20 protein-coding genes are annotated in these 19,075 nt (G+C 39.2%); 2 read left to right on the top strand and 18 right to left on the bottom strand.

Annotated features, from left to right (window positions below; translation table 11 throughout):
* Nucleotides 1-142 precede the first annotated feature (142 nt).
* The 10 genes from nadA to rpe form a co-directional block, all read right to left on the bottom strand.
* Complete coding sequence (gene nadA, locus AC07M3_RS15005; protein WP_005042977.1) at nt 143-1,207, bottom strand: quinolinate synthase NadA; 1,065 nt, start codon at nt 1,205-1,207, stop codon at nt 143-145.
* 145 nt (nt 1,208-1,352) lie between these two features.
* Entirely contained in the window at nt 1,353-2,573 is a 1,221-nt protein-coding gene (gene argJ / locus AC07M3_RS15000) for a bifunctional glutamate N-acetyltransferase/amino-acid acetyltransferase ArgJ (protein ID WP_494567655.1), read from the bottom strand.
* Between the two features lie 133 nt (nt 2,574-2,706).
* Nucleotides 2,707-3,186 (bottom strand): methylated-DNA--[protein]-cysteine S-methyltransferase, encoded by a 480-nt coding sequence (locus AC07M3_RS14995; RefSeq protein ID WP_494567654.1) that lies wholly within the window; start codon nt 3,184-3,186, stop codon nt 2,707-2,709.
* Nucleotides 3,187-3,197: 11 nt separating this feature from the next.
* On the bottom strand, nt 3,198-3,518 hold the full coding sequence (locus tag AC07M3_RS14990) for a DMT family transporter (RefSeq protein ID WP_003655889.1): 321 nt from the start codon (nt 3,516-3,518) through the stop codon (nt 3,198-3,200).
* A gap of 149 nt (nt 3,519-3,667) precedes the next feature.
* Nucleotides 3,668-4,663, bottom strand: a complete 996-nt coding sequence (locus tag AC07M3_RS14985; RefSeq protein WP_494567653.1) for a cation efflux transmembrane domain-containing protein — start codon at nt 4,661-4,663, stop codon at nt 3,668-3,670.
* A 28-nt stretch (nt 4,664-4,691) separates the two neighbouring features.
* Entirely contained in the window at nt 4,692-5,447 is a 756-nt protein-coding gene (locus AC07M3_RS14980) for a copper resistance protein B (protein WP_494567652.1), read from the bottom strand.
* On the bottom strand, nt 5,434-7,368 hold the full coding sequence (locus tag AC07M3_RS14975) for a copper resistance system multicopper oxidase (protein WP_494567651.1): 1,935 nt from the start codon (nt 7,366-7,368) through the stop codon (nt 5,434-5,436). The genes AC07M3_RS14980 and AC07M3_RS14975 overlap by 14 nt, the downstream gene beginning before the upstream one ends.
* Nucleotides 7,369-7,409: 41 nt before the next feature.
* Nucleotides 7,410-7,805, bottom strand: coding sequence for a hypothetical protein (locus AC07M3_RS14970; RefSeq protein WP_494567650.1), 396 nt, complete (start codon nt 7,803-7,805; stop codon nt 7,410-7,412).
* Between the two features lie 104 nt (nt 7,806-7,909).
* Nucleotides 7,910-8,731: a Cof-type HAD-IIB family hydrolase gene (locus AC07M3_RS14965; protein ID WP_494567649.1), complete on the bottom strand. Its 822-nt coding sequence runs from the start codon at nt 8,729-8,731 to the stop codon at nt 7,910-7,912.
* Between the two features lie 356 nt (nt 8,732-9,087).
* Entirely contained in the window at nt 9,088-9,774 is a 687-nt protein-coding gene (rpe, locus tag AC07M3_RS14960; protein WP_003655878.1) for a ribulose-phosphate 3-epimerase, read from the bottom strand.
* Between the two features lie 184 nt (nt 9,775-9,958).
* On the opposite strand from rpe, the gene AC07M3_RS14955 reads away from it, so the two are divergent.
* Nucleotides 9,959-10,231: a DUF2218 domain-containing protein gene (locus tag AC07M3_RS14955; RefSeq protein WP_009390654.1), complete on the top strand. Its 273-nt coding sequence runs from the start codon at nt 9,959-9,961 to the stop codon at nt 10,229-10,231.
* Here the strand turns inward: AC07M3_RS14955 and fghA are convergent, their stop codons facing one another.
* The 6 genes from fghA to AC07M3_RS14925 form a co-directional block, all read right to left on the bottom strand.
* Nucleotides 10,232-11,077: an S-formylglutathione hydrolase gene (fghA, locus tag AC07M3_RS14950; protein ID WP_494567648.1), complete on the bottom strand. Its 846-nt coding sequence runs from the start codon at nt 11,075-11,077 to the stop codon at nt 10,232-10,234.
* Entirely contained in the window at nt 11,046-12,497 is a 1,452-nt protein-coding gene (locus AC07M3_RS14945; RefSeq protein WP_092710124.1) for a C13 family peptidase, read from the bottom strand. The genes fghA and AC07M3_RS14945 overlap by 32 nt, the downstream gene beginning before the upstream one ends.
* 136 nt (nt 12,498-12,633) lie before the next feature.
* Nucleotides 12,634-13,425, bottom strand: a complete 792-nt coding sequence (locus tag AC07M3_RS14940; RefSeq protein WP_494567647.1) for a class I SAM-dependent methyltransferase — start codon at nt 13,423-13,425, stop codon at nt 12,634-12,636.
* Between the two features lie 11 nt (nt 13,426-13,436).
* On the bottom strand, nt 13,437-14,102 hold the full coding sequence (gene tsaB, locus AC07M3_RS14935) for a tRNA (adenosine(37)-N6)-threonylcarbamoyltransferase complex dimerization subunit type 1 TsaB (RefSeq protein ID WP_198078294.1): 666 nt from the start codon (nt 14,100-14,102) through the stop codon (nt 13,437-13,439).
* Nucleotides 14,103-14,238: 136 nt separating this feature from the next.
* Nucleotides 14,239-14,766 carry a gamma carbonic anhydrase family protein gene (locus tag AC07M3_RS14930; protein ID WP_494567730.1) on the bottom strand — a complete coding sequence of 176 codons (528 nt, stop codon included), beginning with the start codon at nt 14,764-14,766 and terminating at the stop codon, nt 14,239-14,241.
* A gap of 19 nt (nt 14,767-14,785) precedes the next feature.
* Nucleotides 14,786-15,415 (bottom strand): CoA pyrophosphatase, encoded by a 630-nt coding sequence (locus AC07M3_RS14925; RefSeq protein WP_494567646.1) that lies wholly within the window; start codon nt 15,413-15,415, stop codon nt 14,786-14,788.
* Between the two features lie 114 nt (nt 15,416-15,529).
* Here AC07M3_RS14925 and AC07M3_RS14920 point away from each other — a divergent pair, with 114 nt between their 5' ends.
* Nucleotides 15,530-16,078: an NUDIX hydrolase gene (locus AC07M3_RS14920; protein WP_307012803.1), complete on the top strand. Its 549-nt coding sequence runs from the start codon at nt 15,530-15,532 to the stop codon at nt 16,076-16,078.
* A gap of 54 nt (nt 16,079-16,132) precedes the next feature.
* On the opposite strand, the gene filF is transcribed toward AC07M3_RS14920, so the two are convergent.
* Nucleotides 16,133-18,061: a putative pilus system protein FilF gene (gene filF, locus AC07M3_RS14915; protein ID WP_307012801.1), complete on the bottom strand. Its 1,929-nt coding sequence runs from the start codon at nt 18,059-18,061 to the stop codon at nt 16,133-16,135.
* Between the two features lie 18 nt (nt 18,062-18,079).
* Nucleotides 18,080-19,075, bottom strand: a 996-nt coding sequence (filE, locus tag AC07M3_RS14910; RefSeq protein WP_494567645.1) for a putative pilus assembly protein FilE, incomplete at its 5' end; no start/stop codon positions are given.

The raw sequence follows: 19,075 nt of genomic DNA, 5'->3' as shown, positions 1-19,075 counted from the left end.
ATCTATCTCAGCTTTTGCTGTATCGCACATCGTGCGGTACGGTGTGCATTCTAGGCGCGACGCCCTCAGACGTCAACACCTATTGTCAAAAAAAGTTAAAAATCCTTATCAAATGTATATTTAACAAGCATTTTGAGGTTTTTTAACGCTTTAACGATGCACTAAAGGCTAACATTCGATCTAAAGGCATTTTGGCACGTTCAGCAAGCGCTGGTTCGACGTGTATTTCCTGATCGCCCTTTTGTAAAACTTCTAAAATTCCATCGAGTTCATTCATTGCCATCCACGGACAGTGTGCACATGAACGACAAGTTGCACCCTCACCTGCTGTTGGCGCCTCAACTAAAATCTTATTTGGTACAGCTTGCTGCATTTTGTAGAAAATACCACGGTCAGTTGCCACAATGAGTCTTTCATTTGGCAAAGTCTGCGCAGCTTTAATCAATTGAGATGTACTACCTACCGCATCTGCAATGTCTACAACTGATTCTGGCGATTCTGGATGTACCAATACCGCTGCATCTGGATATAGTGCTTTCATGTTGGCAATGCCACGTGCACGGAATTCTTCATGAACAATACATGCACCATCCCAAAGCAACATATCTGCACCAGTTTTCTTTTGAATATAACGGCCTAAGTGCTGATCTGGTGCCCAGATAATTTTTTCGCCTAAACTATCAAGATGTTCAACAATTTCGACCGCACAGCTTGAAGTCACCACCCAGTCTGCTCGTGCTTTAACAGCAGCAGATGTATTGGCATAGACAACTACGGTGTAGTCAGGGTGCTGATCACAAAAGGCAGTGAACTCATCAACCGGACAACCTAAATCGAGTGAACACGTCGCTTCGAGTGTCGGCATTAAAATTGTTTTTTCAGGAGACAGAATTTTTGCTGTTTCTCCCATAAATTTAACACCTGCCACAACTAGTGTAGAGGCGGCATGATCTCGTCCGAAACGGGCCATTTCTAAAGAATCAGAAACACATCCACCTGTTTTTTCGGCAAGTTCCTGTACTTCAGGGTCGCAATAGTAGTGTGCAACAAGGACAGCATCACGTTTTTTGAGCTCTGCTTCGATCTGAGCAAACTTTTGTTGTTTTGCTTCTTCACTTAAGCGGTTGTCTTTTGGCTCACCTAAACGGTCTAAATGCGCTTGTACAATGTTTTTTGCATCGTTGGCAATTAAAGTCGCATCACTCATAAAAACGTCTTCTCTATCCTTCATGCTGGCATACCTGCTCGCATATAACGTTACTGCTTAAATGATTACTAACTTGAATCATTTAATATCAAAAGATGGGGCTAATAAAAAAGCCTCTTTGTCGAGGCTTGATTATAACTGATATTTAAGAACGGTAATCAGCATTAATTTTGACATAGTCGTAAGATAAGTCACAGGTATATACCGTGTCTTTGGCCTGACCGCGTCCTAAATCAACTCGAATGGTAATTTCTGTTTGTGCCATAACACGCGCACCCGCCTCTTCGGTATAGTCCTCGGCAGCTCCACCATCCTTACAGATTTGTACGTCATCTAGCCATACCTGAATTTTAGATACGTCTAAGTCTTTCACTCCAGCATAGCCAATTGCCGCCAAAATACGGCCCCAGTTCGGGTCAGATGCAAAAAGTGCAGTTTTGACGAGTGGTGAATGTGCAATGCTATAAGCAATATCACAACATTCTTGTGTGTTGCCACCGCCTTCTACAGCAACAGTAATAAACTTCGTTGCACCTTCGCCGTCACGTACAATTAACTGTGCTAAACGATTCATAACACGAGCCAGTACTTCTAACACCTGAGCGTAGCGTGCATCGTTAATTGAAGTAATTTCAGCTCCACCTGCCTGACCTGTTGCCACAAAAATACAAGAGTCATTGGTTGAGGTATCACCATCAATCGTAATACGGTTAAATGAATGCTCAACTGTTGTCTTTAATAAGCTTTGTACTAAATCACGGCTAATAGGTGCATCTGTAGCAACAAAGCTCAGCATGGTTGCCATGTTTGGACGAATCATGCCAGCGCCTTTACTAATACCTGTCATAGTATAAGTAATGCCATCTAGCTCAAATTGTTCAGATGCACCTTTTGGTACTGTATCTGTGGTCATAATGCCAGATGCCGCATCATACCAAGCAGCGTCTTGCAAAGTGTTTAATGCAGGTCGAAGTCCAGCCAGCAAACGCTCCATTGGAAGCTGTTCGCCAATCACACCTGTAGAAAATGGTAAAATTTCTGAGCTATTTACCCCAGCAATCTCAGCTAATTTTGCGCAAGTATCTTGAGCATTTTTCAAGCCTGTAGGTCCAGTACCTGCATTGGCATTACCCGTATTAATCACTAAATAGCGAGGATTACCTTGGGTAAGATGGGCTTTAGAGACATGAACAGGTGCAGCACAAAATGCATTTTGGGTAAATACACCTGCAACATTTGAACCTTCTGCAAACTCAAAAATAACTAAATCTCGTCGGTTTGGGTAACGTACATATGCTTCTGTTGAGCCAATTTTTACACCTTTTACCACATGCATTTGTGGCATTGTTACGTCACCGACAGCCATTTTTAGAACATCCAGAGTTTGTTATGAATAAGATCAATATTTCAAAAAAGCGATGCAATGAAGCACCTTCTTCATGAAATATCATTGTTGACAGCTTAGTAGAAAAGTCTAAAAAAATCGAGCGCAAAACGGCTCATTGTTGCTCTAGCTTTAATAAAATATCTTTCTTATCAAGACCACCAGCAAAACCAACTAATGCCCCACCCGCACCAATTACTCGGTGACAAGGCGCAATAATCGAAATCGGGTTTTTCCCATTTGCAGCGCCCACTGCTCTCACCGCTTTTTCATTTCCAATTTGAACAGCAATATCTTTATAACTTCTTGTTTCACCATAAGGGATGGTGAATAATGCAGCCCATACCTGTTTTTGAAACAGAGTTCCTTCAAAATCTAACGGCAAATTAAAGTGGTGGCGTTTACCTTCAAAATATTCTTCTAATTGTTGTTCAGTTTTTAATAAAACTGGATGTTCAACTTGTTCGACCAGCTCAGCCAGCCGAACACGTTTTGGATTTTCATTGTCCCAGAGTACTGCCACCAAAGCATTTTCATTCGCAACCAGCTTTAATTGCCCAACAGGCGAATTGATATACTTATAAGACAGCAACATAGTTTATTCTCTTAGGACGGCGATGAAATTTTCATTAGAACCAAACCTGACACAATCAGTACAGCAGCAATCATTCGCATAGCTCCAATTGGTTCATTGAGAAAAAATATACCAACTAAAAATGATCCAATTGCGCCAATTCCTGTCCAAACCGTATAGGCAGTGCCAAGAGGTAAAGTTTTCATTGAAATTGAAAGTAGAACTACACTCAAAATCATAAAAACTACAGTAATAATACTAGGGGTTAAGCGTGTAAAACCTTCGGACATTTTCATAGAATATGCCCAAATGATTTCAAATACACCTGCTAAAATTAAAATAGCCCAAGCCATAACATTCACTAATTTTTATATTGTCAGGTCGTCCTGACATGATTACCCATTATGGGGGAGGTCGTTCCTCCTTTATGTGAGGACTCAGTTTACTTTAAAATAAAAAATGAAGGCAAACCCTATCTAAAGCTAGCCTGTCTTAGAAAATCTTATTGGTTTTTTAAGTGTAAAATTTTTCGGGCACTATTTAAAACAAATAAAACAATAATCAGCCCAATAATTAAATCAGGATAAGGAGAACCTGTCATTGCGACCAATATTCCCGCAACAATAACACCTAAGTTTACAATGACATCATTTGCAGAAAAGATATAACTCGCCTTCATGTGTGACCCACTCTTTTTATGATCACTCATTAAATAAAGGCAACTAATATTGGCTGCAAGAGCTAATCCACCAATCAAAATCATTAGAATTGAAACAGGTTCACTGCCATATATAAAGCGACGTAGCACATCAATTAACACAATTATGGCTAAGCCGAACTGCAACCAACCAGATAAATGTGCAGCCTTTAATTGAGCATTAAGATTTTTACCTACCACAAATAAGGCAATGCCATAAATTGCAGCGTCTGCGAACATATCGAGCGAATCGGCGATCAAACCTGTAGATGAAGCAATAATGCCTGCCATAAACTCAATGACAAACATGACCCCATTAATGAGTAACAACCATTGTAAAACTTGCTTTTGTGCTGCATCCATTGAAGAACTGGCTCTAACCTTTTTAGGTTTTTCAACAGGTTCATAATGTGGCTGCGTTTGTTGTAACTCGGCTCCTAATCCTAAACGTTGTAGGCTTTGGGTAATCATTTCAGCTTGAGCACTGTGATAAATCGCCAAATGGCGTGCCGGTAAGTCAAAATTAAGTTCCTGAATATCGTCAGCATAAGAGGCTAAAGCCATCCGTACCATTTGCTCTTCGGCTGCACAATCCATGTGAGGAATATGATAATAACTCACCCATTGGCTCTTCTTAGCCCCGCGTTCACTAGGCGTAGAATACTCCTGAGAAGGCATGCTTGAGCACCCGCAGCTAGAGCTACTTTTACTTAAATGTATTTGATTCTCTTGTTTTTCTAAAGCCATCTGTGCACCATAACTGACACAAAAAACAATGCCATTAGTATAAACCAATGGCATGTCGTTAAGCTTACTTTTTGTTCTGCAATTAGAATTTAAGTGTTAACCCTGCTCCATAATACCAACCATGTTCCGAGTCGGTTTCAGTTTGCCAAGCAGTTTGTTTTAAGCCTTTTTCATAGCCATAACCGACATCAACAAATGGCATTACCTTTTTGTTGATTTCATAACGGGTTTGAAAGCCAGCTTGTAAACTTGATAAACCTGTTTTACTGGCATAGCGAGATTCATCTTGCAAAACAACGTCTGCTTTTAAATAAGGTTTACCAATCAACTTTTGGGTAAAGAGTAAGTCTCTTTCCGTCTCTAAGCTTAGCTTCCATAGCTGGTCCTCGCCTGCATAAAGATATGTATCGGTTTCAAAAAAGTAAGGTGCCATGCCATGTAAACCAACTACACCAGCCCAGCGATCTTGCTTTTGGTCTTCCCGCTGTAAACGCTCGTAATTTACCCCAGCCTGTACATCCCAATAATCAGCTACATTGCGGCTATAAAGTACTGAACCACCGTAATTAGCATCCTCCGACTCGGCTTTTTCAACATGAGCTTTGATAAATAGTTTGTTTTCATCAGTTCCCACCCAACTTTCTAATTCAGAAGAAAAACTACCTTCCCCTTCTTCATTTTGAGTCCAGCCAGTATCAATCGTAGTTGCCTGATAAACCTGACCACCATGTTCGCGTAAATGATCATGTGTTAAAAGTTCTTGAGCAAAAGTAAATACAGATATGCTAGAGAAAACACCGCAACATATCATTTGAGAAAATAACTTAGTGATGCGCATGACTAGCTCCTTTCTCATTTTCAGATTGAACAGGTGCTTGAGATGCATCTACTGCTCCATCATTCACTTGAGCCACAATCAATTTATTCATCATCCCTGCACTCATGTGATAGAGCAAATGACAATGAATCGCCCATTCTCCTAAGGCATCGGCTGTCAATAACGCGGTAACTGTCTTTCCTGGTGGAACAATAACGGTATGTTTATTTGGCAAGTTTTCAGCTTGTTGACCATTTTCTAATTGCATAAACATGCCATGTAAATGCATTGGATGGGCCATCATGCTGTCATTCACAAACTTCAAGCGAATACGCTCGCCATACTTAACTTGTAATGGTGCAGCTTCACTAAATTTCTTACCATTAATGGTCCAGATATAACGCTCCATGTTGCCACCTAAACGAATGACTAACTCTCGTTCCGGCGCACGGGTGTCAGGCTGAGGCGTTAAAGACTGCAAATCACTATACTGCAATGCTTTCATACTGGCTGGTGTTGAAGCATTTGCCCAGCCATACACTGGCTCATCTTTTTTAGTCGTACTTTCAGATTGAGCAGGCATTTCATGATTCATATTCATCATAGCGTGATCATGCTCGCTAGATGGCTTTGCCTGCATATCGTGTTTCATTTCAGGCATAGCTAACATGTCGTGCTTCATTTGCATCATGGAATGATCATGTTCGCTAGATGACATATCTTTCATACCATGGTCCATATTCATCATTGCATGATCATGATTAGCATGGCTCTCTTCTTTTTTCATTTCAGGCATGGTCGACATGTCATGTTGCATGTTCATTTGATGGCTAGCATGTTCATTACTCGCCCCATCACCATGACTCATGCCCATATCATCCATGGTCAATAAAGATCGCGGACGTGGCTGTGGCATTTGAATTGGACCAACCGCCTGAGTATTTTCATCATGCAAAGTACCGATAGCAAAGCCACTACGGTCAATTGACTCAGCCTCAATCTGATAATTTGCCTGTTTAGGTTCAACAATCACATCGTAGGTTTCGGCTGTGCCAATACGAAACTCATCAATCGCAACAGGTTTTACTGGCTGCCCATCTGCGCTCACGACTGTCATTTTCAAGTTTGGAATTCTGACATCAAAAAATGACATTGCAGAGGCGTTAATGAAACGTAGTCGGACTTTATCTCCCGTCTTAAAATCACCTGTCCAGTTTTGCTGCGGTGTTTTTCCGTTGACTAAGAAGGTATAGCCCGTCACATCAGACATATCGGTTTTTAACATCCGCATCTGATTCCACATCGAACGATCTTGCCAAGTTGCTTTTAAGCCTTGAGCTTTAGCCTGCTTCCAGACATCAGATACAGTTTCACGGCGATTTTGATAATACTCAGCAGATTTTTTCAAATTATTCATAATGCTATCGCTAGAAGAATTATGAAAATCTGAGAGCATCACAACATAATCACGGTCAGTTTTTTCATGCGCTGCAACAGGTGTTCTCCCTTTCGGGTAAATCACGAGTGGGCCATATAAACCGTCTTGCTCTTGGCCTTTACTGTGGGCGTGATACCAGTAAGTGCCGTTTTGTTTCACCTTAAAGCGGTAAACAAAATCTCCGTTTGGAGCAATTCCTTTAAAATTATTAAAACCCGGTACACCATCCATTAATCCTGGCAATAACAAACCATGCCAGTGCAAAGACGTATCCTGATTTTTTAATTGGTTATGCACATGAATAACAGCGTCATCCCCTTCTTCAAACTCAAGGAGTGGTGCTGTAAATTTTCCATTTACGGTAATACGTTTTAGCGGTTGGCCAGTAATATTTACCTGTTGTTCATTAATATTAAGGTGATATTCCTTAATTGCCGCGAGGGACCATGGTGAAACCAATAGCCCAAATACAGCGACTAAGCTGCTACTTGTTTTATGAGACATTGCTGTAATCCTTTTTAATTAAAAAAATAAGTTAGAAAGGATTAAGCTTTAGGAGGACGTAAAATTTCTTGCCAGTATCCGGCTAAATGCTGAGCCTGATAAATACTGCTAAATTGAGACGATATGGGAATAAATGATGATTCAAGGTCTGGGACCGCTTGTTGCAGAGCCAGATTCACGATTTGGCAATGTACGGGGTTACAGTCCTTACAATGCTCACCGTGCGAATGAAGAGACTGTGTCATGGTTTGATGACATATAGTCTGATCATCTGCTTGAATATGTACAGAGTGATCAGTCATTTTTTCACTATGACACGGCATCGTGTGAAGATCATGCTGCATAGGCGTCTGAGCAATAGACACACCACTCCACCCAATGACCAAAGTCATTAGGAACACAAACCAAGCATACTTGCGTAAGTGTTGTAGAGCCATTGTCGTTTATTGCCTTATGCAATTTATATATCTTAGGTGCATTAGCATAACTAAGTTTTAAAAGAGATACAATTTTTCCATCTTAACTGTTTGTTTTAAATTAATTAAACAAATGGTGATTGATGCTGAAGCACTAAATCAATCACTTGCAATGCACCCTCTTGCTCATTACTCACAGTCGTATACGGTGCTACTGCTTTTAAAGCTTCTACTGCATTTTCAACCGCAAACCCATAACCCACTGCTTTAATCATCTGGATATCATTATTATTGTCACCAATTGCAACCACTTGATCAGGTTCAACCTGCCATTTTTCTAATAGAAGCTTCAAACCATGTGCTTTATGCTGGTCAGGAAGAATAAGATCGATAAAGTCAAAACCACTTGAAACGGGAACTAATAATTGATCTGCAACAAAACTTTTCTGCTGAAGATCTTGAAAAATAGCAAAACTTTCGTTTTTCTGAGCAATAAAAGTAATTTTGCACACTAAATCTTTTAATGCATAAAAATCCTCTACAACTATTAGCTTTTCAAAGTATCGAGCGACCTTAGCATAGTCATCGGCTTGCATAGACTTGTGTACATAAGCGCTCTGCTTTCCGCAGATCACCATTTTAGATATATAGGTTGAATCAATTGCTTTTAATGTCTCAATAAATTGTTGCTGACTTAAATGAGCAAAAGCTATTTCTTGCCCTGCATTTACAACATGTGCGCCATTTTCTGCAATAAAAGCAATTTCATGACTAATTTCTGGAAAGTAGGTAACAAGCTTTGCAAGTTGGTTACCACTGGCAACCACAAAATGAATATTATTTTGTTTGAGTTGTTCGTACTGTTTTAAAAAACGTGCTTTGTTGTACTGCTTCTTAGAATTAAGAAAAGTCCCATCCATATCTACCGCTAAAATTTTTATCGTCATTAATTATCTAAATCTCTTACTAAAATGTTATTAAACCAAATTTAGCTTTATTTTTCATGACACTTTTACAGTTTTACATCTATATATTTATTAAAAGACGTACACACAGTATTATCGTTTTTTGCACAGGTTATTTTTTAGTAAAGCTTAATAAAAAACCAGCTAATAAAATATCCAACCAGCATAAAAAAAGAACGCCAAAACGTTCTTTTTTCACACATTCAGCCTAGAGAATAAGCAGTTGATCTAATTTTGTTTATTTTACCAACATCTTATCCATATGGTTATCAACACAGTTATCCATATAGTTATAAACAAAGTTATCCACAAGCTTACCATTGATTCAACATGCTTTTTTAAGCGTCTACACTACCTACTTTCGCAAGCTCTGCACGCATTTGATCAATTACAACTTTATAATCTGGTTGACCAAAAATCGCTGAACCCGCAACAAACATATCTGCACCAGCTTCTGCAATTTCACGAATATTTGCAGGACCAACACCACCGTCTACCTCTAAACGAATATCACGACCACTCGCATCAATAATTTTACGAGCTTCACGCAATTTTTCTAAGGTCATTGGAATGAACTTTTGCCCACCAAAGCCAGGGTTCACACTCATGATTAAAATTTGGTCAACTTTATCAAGCACATAATCTAAATAATGTAATGGCGTTGCAGGGTTAAATACTAAACCGGCTTTTGCACCACCAGATTTAATCAGCTGTAATGAACGGTCAATGTGATGAGAGGCTTCTGGGTGAAACGTAATAATATCAGCACCAGCTTCCAAAAAATCTCCAATAATGCGGTCAACCGGAGACACCATTAAATGCACATCAACAGGCGCTTTAATTCCATAATTTTTTAAAGCCTTACAAATGCCAGCACCAAAAGTTAAATTTGGAACATAGTGGTTATCCATTACATCAAAATGCACTACATCTGCACCTGCGGCTAAAACTTTGTCTACATCTTCGCCTAAACGAGCAAAATCGGCAGATAAAATAGAAGGAGCAATCAAATAAGGCTTGGACATAAGTGGATGACCTGGCTAAGAGTTTAAGGAGAGGCTTGAAATTATAACAAAAAACCGCCTACTTGGCCTGCTCTTCCTTACTCAAATCGCAACATTTCAAACTTGCAACGTAACGTTGCAACATTAGAATGCTAAGCGCTAAATGAATTTGTTAAGGTACATTAAAGTAATGTGAGGATTGATAATGAAAAGCACAACTCATCTATTAACAAACGATGGTAAACGTATTGCAAAACGTCTAGTTAATCATTGGAAACACAAATTTGAAGTACAAGAGACTGAACAAGATTTCAAAATCTTAATGCCTACAGCAACCATTACACTTGCCCCCGCAACAGAACAGTTAAACGTTGCTATTGATAGTCAGCTAGATGACCATGACCACTTAGAAAAAGTCGTGCTTGATCATCTAAACCGTATGGCTCAACAAGAATTTCAGGTGGAATGGCAACATTAATTAGCCATTTACCTTTTCTAACTGGATTGCATGAAACTGTAAATGCTCATCCATAAAGGTTTGAATAAAGTAATAGCCATGATCATAACCAGCATGTTGTCTTAAAGTTAAAGGCTGTCCCGCTTTTAAACATGCTTGCTTAAATTTTTCAGGGTGAAGTTGTTCATAAAATTGGTCATCCAATCCCTGATCAACCAAAATTTCGTCAAATACTGCACCACTTTTTGAGACTAAAGCCGTGGCATCATGAGCAAGCCAGCTTTCTTGGTCATTCCCCAAATAGTGAGTAAAGGCTTTTTCACCCCACGCACATTCAGTTGGTGCACAGATCGGTGCAAAAGCGGATACCGACTTGAACTTTTCGGGATATTTAAACGCCAAAGTTAATGCGCCATGACCACCCATTGAGTGCCCAAAGATACCGACTTGTTGAGCGTTTACAGGAAAGCTTTTCAAAATGAGTGGATATAACTCATCAATCAAATAGCTTTCCATTTGATAATGCTCAGACCAAGGTGTTTGCGTTGCATTAATATAGAAACCTGCGCCTTGCCCTATATCCCAATTATCCCCTGCTGCAACATTTTCTCCACGAGGAGAAGTGTCGGGTGTAATTAGTATTAGGCTTAATTGTGCCGCCATATGTTGTGCATGCGCTTTTATGGCAAAGGTTTCTTCAGTACACGTTAACCCAGCTAAGTAAAACAAAGTTGAACAGGCTTTACCTTCTAAAGCGGCTGGTGGCAAATACACACCAAACTTAGCTGGCCCTTTTAATAACTGAGATTCAGATTGGTAAACACGTTGCTCACCTTCAAAGCAGCGGTTTGTTTGCAGGAGTTGCATCGTTTTTGGCCTCTGTTTTTGTTTGAGCAATATCTACACTACCAGTATTTTGCTGAGGAAATAGATACTTTTCCAATTGAGGTAGCATAAGTTCCATATTTTTACCAATCATCCACTGAGGCTCTGAAGGTTCTACACCTTGAGCCACTTCCCATTTGGTTACAGTTTGCTTAGCTGTGTTAAACGAATCTTTCATCGAAGATTGCTCTCGCATAGCCAAATCAAAGAAAGCTCGACCAAAATAAGTATAGTCAGCTTCGTTATTACATCCAAAAGAAGTTTTATCAGCAGCAGATGCAGTAATAATTAAAGTATCAGGAGACTGTAAGGCAGGAATAAAGCTTCCTGAATAACAGGCAGAAATAACAATTACACGCCAGCGAATACCGGATTTATCAAGTGTTTCACGCAACCATTTAGGGTCTACTTGCCCCAGATCTAATGGTGCATTTTCAATTTCGAAGTGATTCTGTTCACCGTGTGAAGTCATATATAGAAATAGGACATCACTATCACGGTTCATTTGCTGACCCATACGGCGTAGGGCTAACTCTATACTGGTTTTAGAGGCAATGGGAATTTCTGTACGGGTGTCTGGATTATTGACCAACATCATCGAACGACCCACTGTAGCAAAGCGTGTATCAAACTGTTCTTTAATCCGAACTACTTCCGATTTAAAAACGTCTTGGTAGCTATCACCTGCCACGCCTAAAAAATACCAATGACTTTTTGCCTGCTCACCATATTGGACTTGCTCTAAAGAGTCATTCAGTAGCTTACTTTGTGCATAAAAAGCATCTTCAGCAAATGTTGGAGCTGAATCTTCGACCTTCCAAATCGGTTGATCTTTTACAGAAAGTTGCCACACCACCATCGTCGCAATAGTCGCAACCATGACAAGTGCACGTTCCCACCAAGGCCACTTGAGCTCGCGTGAAAAAACCCAAATCACCGCTAAACTTTGCCATACGAACAAAGCCACAAATAGGCTTGGTAAAATTCCGTTATAAATAGCATCGGGAATAAAGTTGAGATAACCGTTAGAACCCAAATACTGAATTAAACATTGAATTAATAAGATATTTGTATCTAGAACCAACCAAAGTAAAGCAGGTACTAGCATTAAGCGAGGTTGGTTGGTGCGCTGTGATAAGAAAATACCTACAATTAAAGCAATAAACGGCCAAAGTGCATAACCAATTAAACCTTGTGAATTGAAATCACCGATTTGACCTGCCACAAGCCAGCTATAAAGAGAGTTAGTACATCCCCCTAAAATTCCCCAGACAATTAACTGAAGAATTGATGGATGTACAATTTGTAAAGAACGTCTTGATCCCAAAAACAGCCACATTCCGGCAATTTGGTTGCTTTTAAAATCATGCCAAAAGTTAATGGAGGGTTTAAGATCAATCATAAAAGGTTTTCAAAAATTTCGTTTTTGTCAGGCATCTTAAGTGTATGCCTGCTAAGAATTTTAGCAATCATGCTTTTGAACTATATCACATATATTTGTGCATTATTCAAGCAATAAAACCTAACCTTACATAAGCCTACTGAAAATACGCATCAAAACGACAAGCATCTCCTTGCCATTGATGAGCTGGCTCTTGATTTGCCAAGAAAATAGCATGGCGTGGCCGTTTAACCACTACACGTTTAGCAACTTTCTGTGCCAAAACCAGCAAATTATCCCCTAAATCCATTTCACCATCTTCGGGTAAAAGTAGATGTAAAAGCTGCATCTGTTTTTTAACCTGGGCTTGTTTTTTGATTGCTTGATGATTCTGGTCACGCTGTGGGAACATCGGATCGAGATAAACCACATCAATCATTTGAGCTGTTTGCTGTAACTGTTGTAAATAACTTGCAGAGTCAGCAAAGATCAGTTGAATCCGATCCATAAACTGGCTTAAAAAGCTATCTTGTTCAGCTTGAGCTTTTGCATCTTCAAGTAAGGTAAATAAAATCGGATGGCGCTCAACCAATTGTATTTGTGCGCCAAGATAAGCCATGAGCAAACTATCATGCCCTAAACCAGCCGTAGCATCGATTAAGACAGGTTTTTCACCTAACTGACAAGCCCGAGCAATCATTTCTGATTTAAGACTTGCACGTTTTAAACGGGAAATTTCGGCTTTCCAGTCGGGCTGCATTTTCATGCCATTTGCAGATAACCATAGCCCGTTTTCATCTACACAAAGTGCCAACTCAGGATTTAAACGCAAAAAACGTGAATTAAGCTTTTCAACTGGCTGCAATTCTACAGTCACACCTCTAGAACAAAGCACAGCTTGGTAGTGCTGTGCTTGCTCTTGAAAATCTACTTCAAAATATATGTGCATGAGTAGTGCCTTTATTTTGCTTTACCCTGATCTGCTATTTTCTTCCATGCATCATCACGTAAATAAACTGGTAAAGCATGTTCAGCATCAACCCACTGCTTTTGCGCTGCATAAACACGTGCAATAGAAGCAATGTCTTGTGCTGTTGCAGTGATTGTTTGATGCTCTGCATCAGCTTGAAGGAGCTTCGCCCCCGAACCAATTAAGCAATGCTTTGCGTAAGCAGCCGCTTGCTCATAGCCCATTAATTTTTCTTCATCAATACATTGCATAATTCCATGCTCATCTAGAACAAAACTTGCAATATAAACTTCATTCATACGAGCATCGAGAACCGCAGTGACCTGTTCTAAACCTTCAAGTCGGTATGCTGCTTGTGCTAAAGCTTGCAAACTCGAAACGGGAATAACGGGTAAATCTTGTGACCATGCCAAAGCCTGAGTCACAGCTGCATTAATTCGGACACCACTAAAAGAACCCGGCCCACGGCTAAAGGCAATCGCATCTAGACCAGCAACCTCAAGACCTGTTTGTTGTAGTCCCTGCTCAATCATCGGCAAAATGGTCTGGGTTTGTGCTTTCGCCCGCGTATCGAGTTGAAAAAACAGTTCTTGGGTTTCATCGACTAATGAGATAGAACACTGCTCATTTGCAGTTTCCAACGCCAGCAATTTCATGCACAACCTTAGTATTAAATCAGATTAAAAACGGGAGTTATGATACCCCACTCGGCTCTGATAGGCGAGTCGTTCTCTGTCTAAATAAAAATGCCAAGATTTAACTTGGCATAAAAAACATTTTGCTAAAAAAGAGTTAAAAGTGAAATTCTTTTAAATCACTATAACTTTTAAAATGTTCAGCATAATGCAATGCACTCAACCGTATTTTTGTCGCACCGTACTCATCTAAAGTCTTAACAATTTTGCCGGGCGATCCCATCACCACTGAGTTATCTGGAATGACTTTCCCTTCCGGAATTAAGGCGTTAGCACCAATAATACAATTTTTGCCAATCACAGCTCGATTTAAAATCACGGCATTCATACCAATCAAACTGTTATCACCAATCGTACAACCATGCAGCATGACTTTATGCCCAACGGTGACATATTCACCAATATTTAGCTCAAGTCCAGCATCGGTATGTAAGACAGAATTTTCTTGAATATTAGAAAAATCACCAATTCGCACTACACAGTTATCAGCACGAACTACTGCACCAAACCAAATACTGACCTGACGGCCTAGTTCCACCTGCCCAATAAGTGTTGCAGTTGGAGCAACCCAGCCATCCCATGGTTCATATAATGCTTTTGGGTGCTGTCCTTGATAGCTATACATCATAATTTATCAATCCTGATCATTTATTCTTATGTGAAAATTTTGGCATACCAAATGTTGGTGAGTTGAGTAAAAATGGCCACTCTTTCTGATAACCCAATCCATATTTAAACAGAGCAACTAACATACGAGCAGTTAAACCCCAAATAATTTCATTATCAATCTGTAAACTCGGAAAGTATAAAGATTGATGGGCATAACGTACTTCGTAAGGCATGGGTCTTGTATCAATTAATTCTTGCAAAGGCACAAAAAAAATTCGATCTATTTCAGTAGGCTGAGGTATTAATTGAACCTCTGGAGGAATAAGCCCAACGATCGGTTTTACAGACAAACCACTTCGTGCACGTTGCATCGGTAAATCGCCGAGCAACTGCACATCAAAAGGATTTAAAGCAGTCTCTTCCTGAGCTTCTCTTAGCGCTACAACGATATTACTGGTATCACTGGGGTCACGCTTTCCACCCGGAAAAGAAACTTCCCCCGCATGGTTGTTCATATGTATTGAACGGCGTGTAAGCAGTACCTTTGGATCATTTTCATTTGTAATAGCAATCAGTACTGCTGCTTGTGCTTCTTGTATGCGGGTGGAAAAGCGCAATCTTTGCTGTAACTTTTGTGTTAGCAAGTGCTCTTCCATACCTTTCACCTATTATTCTGTCTCTCTTTGCATCATATCTGAAAAATAAACTTAGGGAATAGAGTTGATGCGTAAGTCTAAAAATTCAGTTATGCTGAGTCATCTCTATACTCGATGATAATTATGAGTTTCTGTGTAGCGTGTGGGCATAAAACCGAACAAAAAATTCCTTTAGGTGATCATAAAGTACGCCGTGTTTGTACTCACTGTGGCAATATCCATTATGAAAATCCCAAAGTAATCTGCGGTGCCTTAGCGTTATGGGAAGACAAAGTATTACTCTGTCGTCGTGCGATTGAACCTCGTTATGGTTTATGGACATTGCCTGCTGGCTATATGGAATTGTTCGAGACCATGGAACAAGGTGCAGCACGCGAAACTCGTGAAGAAGCAGAAGCCGAGATAGAAATAGAACAACTTTATTGTATATACAATATTCCTCGTATTGGTCAGATTTATGTGTTGTTTAAAGCACAGCTTAAGGATGGAGTTTTTGGTGCAGGCGAAGAAAGTATCGAAAGTCGTCTTTTTGAAGAACATGAAATTCCATGGGGAGAACTTGCCTTCCCTAGTGTCGAACATACACTAAGACATTATTTTGAAGATCGTAAAAAACAAGTTTTTCCAACGCATCTTGAAACTTTGGGTACTCGTTTAGACCATACTGGCTAATCAATTAGATAATAAAAAAGACCGCTAGGCGGCCTTTTTTATTTGTTTAATATTTTAAGATTTAGTTTTAATCTGATAGCAATCAGCTGTTCTAAGTGTCACTGTTCCAGCCATACGCTGTCCTAAAGCCTTTTCAGCTTCAGTGGGAGCAGGCGAAATATTTTCAATCTTGTTATATATCTGTTGATAGAAAGCATATGGATTTAACCATGAAACTGTCTTGTTGTCATAAGTAGTAAGGTTTGCACCACTGACTTGTCCTTGTAATAGGTTAGCGACGTTAATCTTTGCGCCGCTTACAAGTAATGTTTGACTACCAGTTTGAGAAGTGCTTTGAACTACATTTGAATTTAAGCCAGCTACAATACCATTTAAATTTCCTAATTCAGGCACAGCAAAAATCATTCTTACTGTAATTGATTTATCATTTGTTGCTGATTCTGTTCCTCCAGTTGTGCCAATTCTGTACTGTTGAACCCCATTGTTATCAATTAAACTTGTATCTGAAACTACCCCACACTGACCAGACATATCTGTTGCAGTAGCTTCAGGTTTAATATCTGTTCTAATATTCCCATTCTCATCAATGACAATCCCCAAATCAATAGGTGCAATTCCTGCAGTATCAAATTTAAAGTTTAGAGTTGCATATAATGGGAAAATATAAGTTTGACCAGATTTTACATTCTTGGCAGTTTTAAAAATCTGATTAGATAAATAACTTGCAGGACTTACCTTATAAATATCCATAGAACCATTATAGTTTTGGTTATCAACACTCTGTTTCCATAAAGCATACTGCTGAGGATTAGGGGTTTTAGTATTCGTCAAAGCTAAATATGAACTATCACGTCCTGCAATAAGTGAATCATTTAATAATTTGCCTTGATAAATCAGTAAATCTTCATTTGCATTACTAGAAGTTTTTAAACGGAATGGTTGTGTTGATTTAATTTCAGTTTGTATTGGATCAAGCCAAGTAGTCTGCGCGTTTGCAATCATTTGGGTTGGTTTTGATTTCGTCAAAACATTTAATACTGCACTAATTGCTATCTGGCTTGTGATTGTACTTGTTCCTTTCCATTGCAAACCATAGCCAAATGTATATCCTTGACGGTCTGATAGTAAGAATAAATTACCAAAAACATGTTGGGTATTAGCCCCATTTTTCGGACAATCCGCCAAATTAGTTAAATTACATCCATAAAAATTTTCAGATATAAAATTAGGCGGAGCCAAAGTAATATAATCTGACTGATATAGTCCCACTAAACTTAAGTTTGCTAATTGTGTTACCAGTTCAAAAGCTTGCGCATCTGACACCTGACTTAAATCTAACCAAGGTTTCAAAATATTGGCATAAGCCCCATTTTTCCATTCTGCAGCTGTAATATTTTGAACTAAAATATTTAAAGTATTCTTCTTATCATCGGTAAATTGTGTTGGCTGCAAATCACCAACAACATTATCACCACGCTCTAAGCCAATGCTTTGAAAAAGTTTGACTAATGCCATTGCAACCCGAACTGTAGGATCGTTTTGGTTCAGTGATGTTGGATTTTGTCCAGTTAATCCAATAGCCATATCCATGACTTTCAAACGTGGTGGAACAGTCATCTGAATTTTTGAAACATTGTCCAGCTTAACAGAGCCTAGTTCAATTTTTCTTGTAGCTTTAGCATCTTGTAAATAAAAATTAGCTGTATCTCCAGCTTTACAAGATCCAATAACACTATTACCCGAAGCCTTAGTAATGAAGCTTAGATTCGCTGCACTACTACATGTAAAATTAATACCAGCAATTGGGTAATCTAAAGAAAATTGTAGACAATCACTGCTTGTTACAGAACAACTTCCATTAGCGGTAGCTCCTCCTGATCCGTTTGTAGGATTCTCATTTATTGTGGAACCACCACCACCACATCCATTTAGCATAATCGCTAATGTGGTTAATGCAAAAGGCCATAAAACTTTTTTATTCATTAGATACCCTACTTATTTTTAACGTAATACGGAAATTTGAATTTGTCCCTGATTTGATAACTCATCTTCCGCAACATCTACTGCAGAGGATAATGGCGTCAGCATCATGTAGTGTGCTGATGGTGGTACTTTTAAAACACCTTGAATTGATGCGTGCTGCAACATGCTAGAAGGATAAGATTTACTTTTAAAACCACTCACCCCTTCTAAAATACAGCCTTTTTCATCTAAAAAAATAGTCAAAGGCCAATAAAATAAAGGTTTCTCATTACTAGCGGCGAATGAAATAAGTTTTAAATGTTGAATTGAAGGATCAAGCTTTACCAATTCATATTCAAACTTTTCTTTTAATGGTTTTTTTGGCCATAAATTTACTTCTTTATTTATATTGAGCTTTTTAATTGATTTATTGTAACCTTTAATAAAACATTGATCTTGTTCAAAAGTAGTTTCTAACTCTTTCGAAGATAAACGCATATATGTCGGTGCTAATACAACTGTAGACTCTTTATCTTGAGTATGGCGATTAAAAAGCTGATCTAACGTTGATCGGCTTACACCTTTCTTCCGTTCTATCGATTCGGTTCGTCCTAAGCCATTTGGTACGAGATAGAACCGTTTTTTCCCTTCAAGATTGAATTCCTGATCTTCAAGATATTCATTATTTACATATTCCACGCCATTAATAGTCGTAAATTTAGACTTATCTTGTGCAGAAGTTGGCGCTGGGGAAGCTTGCGAAGTATTTTTTATCGGTGGTGGAATTAAGAGTAACTGTTTTTGCCATTCGTTCTTAGATGCCGTTTGAACTTTTACATTTTCTGTAGGCTTTTTCAACTCACTACTTTCTGCTGAGACAGACTTAGTATTCTTCTGAGTTTTTTGTGGTGCAGTTGGTGCAGTTGGTGCAGTTGGTGCAGTTGGTACAGTTGGTGCAGTTGGTGCAGTTGGTGCAGTTGGTGCAGTTGGTGCAGTTGGTGCAGTTGGTGCAGTTGGTGCAGTTGGTGCAGTTGG

Source organism: Acinetobacter sp. GW821-FHT09D10 (assembly GCF_059416285.1).
Note: the sequence above shows the minus strand (reverse complement) of the source record. Positions and strands in the feature narration are given on the sequence as shown.

Bases quoted from the DNA above. Each gene is read 5' to 3' on its own strand.
- nadA (WP_005042977.1), bottom strand. From the start codon at position 1,207: ATGAGTGATGCGACTTTAATTGCCAACGATGCAAAAAACATTGTACAA.
- argJ (WP_494567655.1), bottom strand. From the start codon at position 2,573: ATGGCTGTCGGTGACGTAACAATGCCACAAATGCATGTGGTAAAAGGT.
- AC07M3_RS14995 (WP_494567654.1), bottom strand. From the start codon at position 3,186: ATGTTGCTGTCTTATAAGTATATCAATTCGCCTGTTGGGCAATTAAAG.
- AC07M3_RS14990 (WP_003655889.1), bottom strand. From the start codon at position 3,518: ATGGCTTGGGCTATTTTAATTTTAGCAGGTGTATTTGAAATCATTTGG.
- AC07M3_RS14985 (WP_494567653.1), bottom strand. From the start codon at position 4,663: ATGCCATTGGTTTATACTAATGGCATTGTTTTTTGTGTCAGTTATGGT.
- AC07M3_RS14980 (WP_494567652.1), bottom strand. From the start codon at position 5,447: ATGCGCATCACTAAGTTATTTTCTCAAATGATATGTTGCGGTGTTTTC.
- AC07M3_RS14975 (WP_494567651.1), bottom strand. From the start codon at position 7,368: ATGTCTCATAAAACAAGTAGCAGCTTAGTCGCTGTATTTGGGCTATTG.
- AC07M3_RS14970 (WP_494567650.1), bottom strand. From the start codon at position 7,805: ATGGCTCTACAACACTTACGCAAGTATGCTTGGTTTGTGTTCCTAATG.
- AC07M3_RS14965 (WP_494567649.1), bottom strand. From the start codon at position 8,731: ATGACGATAAAAATTTTAGCGGTAGATATGGATGGGACTTTTCTTAAT.
- rpe (WP_003655878.1), bottom strand. From the start codon at position 9,774: ATGTCCAAGCCTTATTTGATTGCTCCTTCTATTTTATCTGCCGATTTT.
- AC07M3_RS14955 (WP_009390654.1), top strand. From the start codon at position 9,959: ATGAAAAGCACAACTCATCTATTAACAAACGATGGTAAACGTATTGCA.
- fghA (WP_494567648.1), bottom strand. From the start codon at position 11,077: ATGCAACTCCTGCAAACAAACCGCTGCTTTGAAGGTGAGCAACGTGTT.
- AC07M3_RS14945 (WP_092710124.1), bottom strand. From the start codon at position 12,497: ATGATTGATCTTAAACCCTCCATTAACTTTTGGCATGATTTTAAAAGC.
- AC07M3_RS14940 (WP_494567647.1), bottom strand. From the start codon at position 13,425: ATGCACATATATTTTGAAGTAGATTTTCAAGAGCAAGCACAGCACTAC.
- tsaB (WP_198078294.1), bottom strand. From the start codon at position 14,102: ATGAAATTGCTGGCGTTGGAAACTGCAAATGAGCAGTGTTCTATCTCA.
- AC07M3_RS14930 (WP_494567730.1), bottom strand. From the start codon at position 14,766: ATGTATAGCTATCAAGGACAGCACCCAAAAGCATTATATGAACCATGG.
- AC07M3_RS14920 (WP_307012803.1), top strand. From the start codon at position 15,530: ATGAGTTTCTGTGTAGCGTGTGGGCATAAAACCGAACAAAAAATTCCT.
- filF (WP_307012801.1), bottom strand. From the start codon at position 18,061: ATGAATAAAAAAGTTTTATGGCCTTTTGCATTAACCACATTAGCGATT.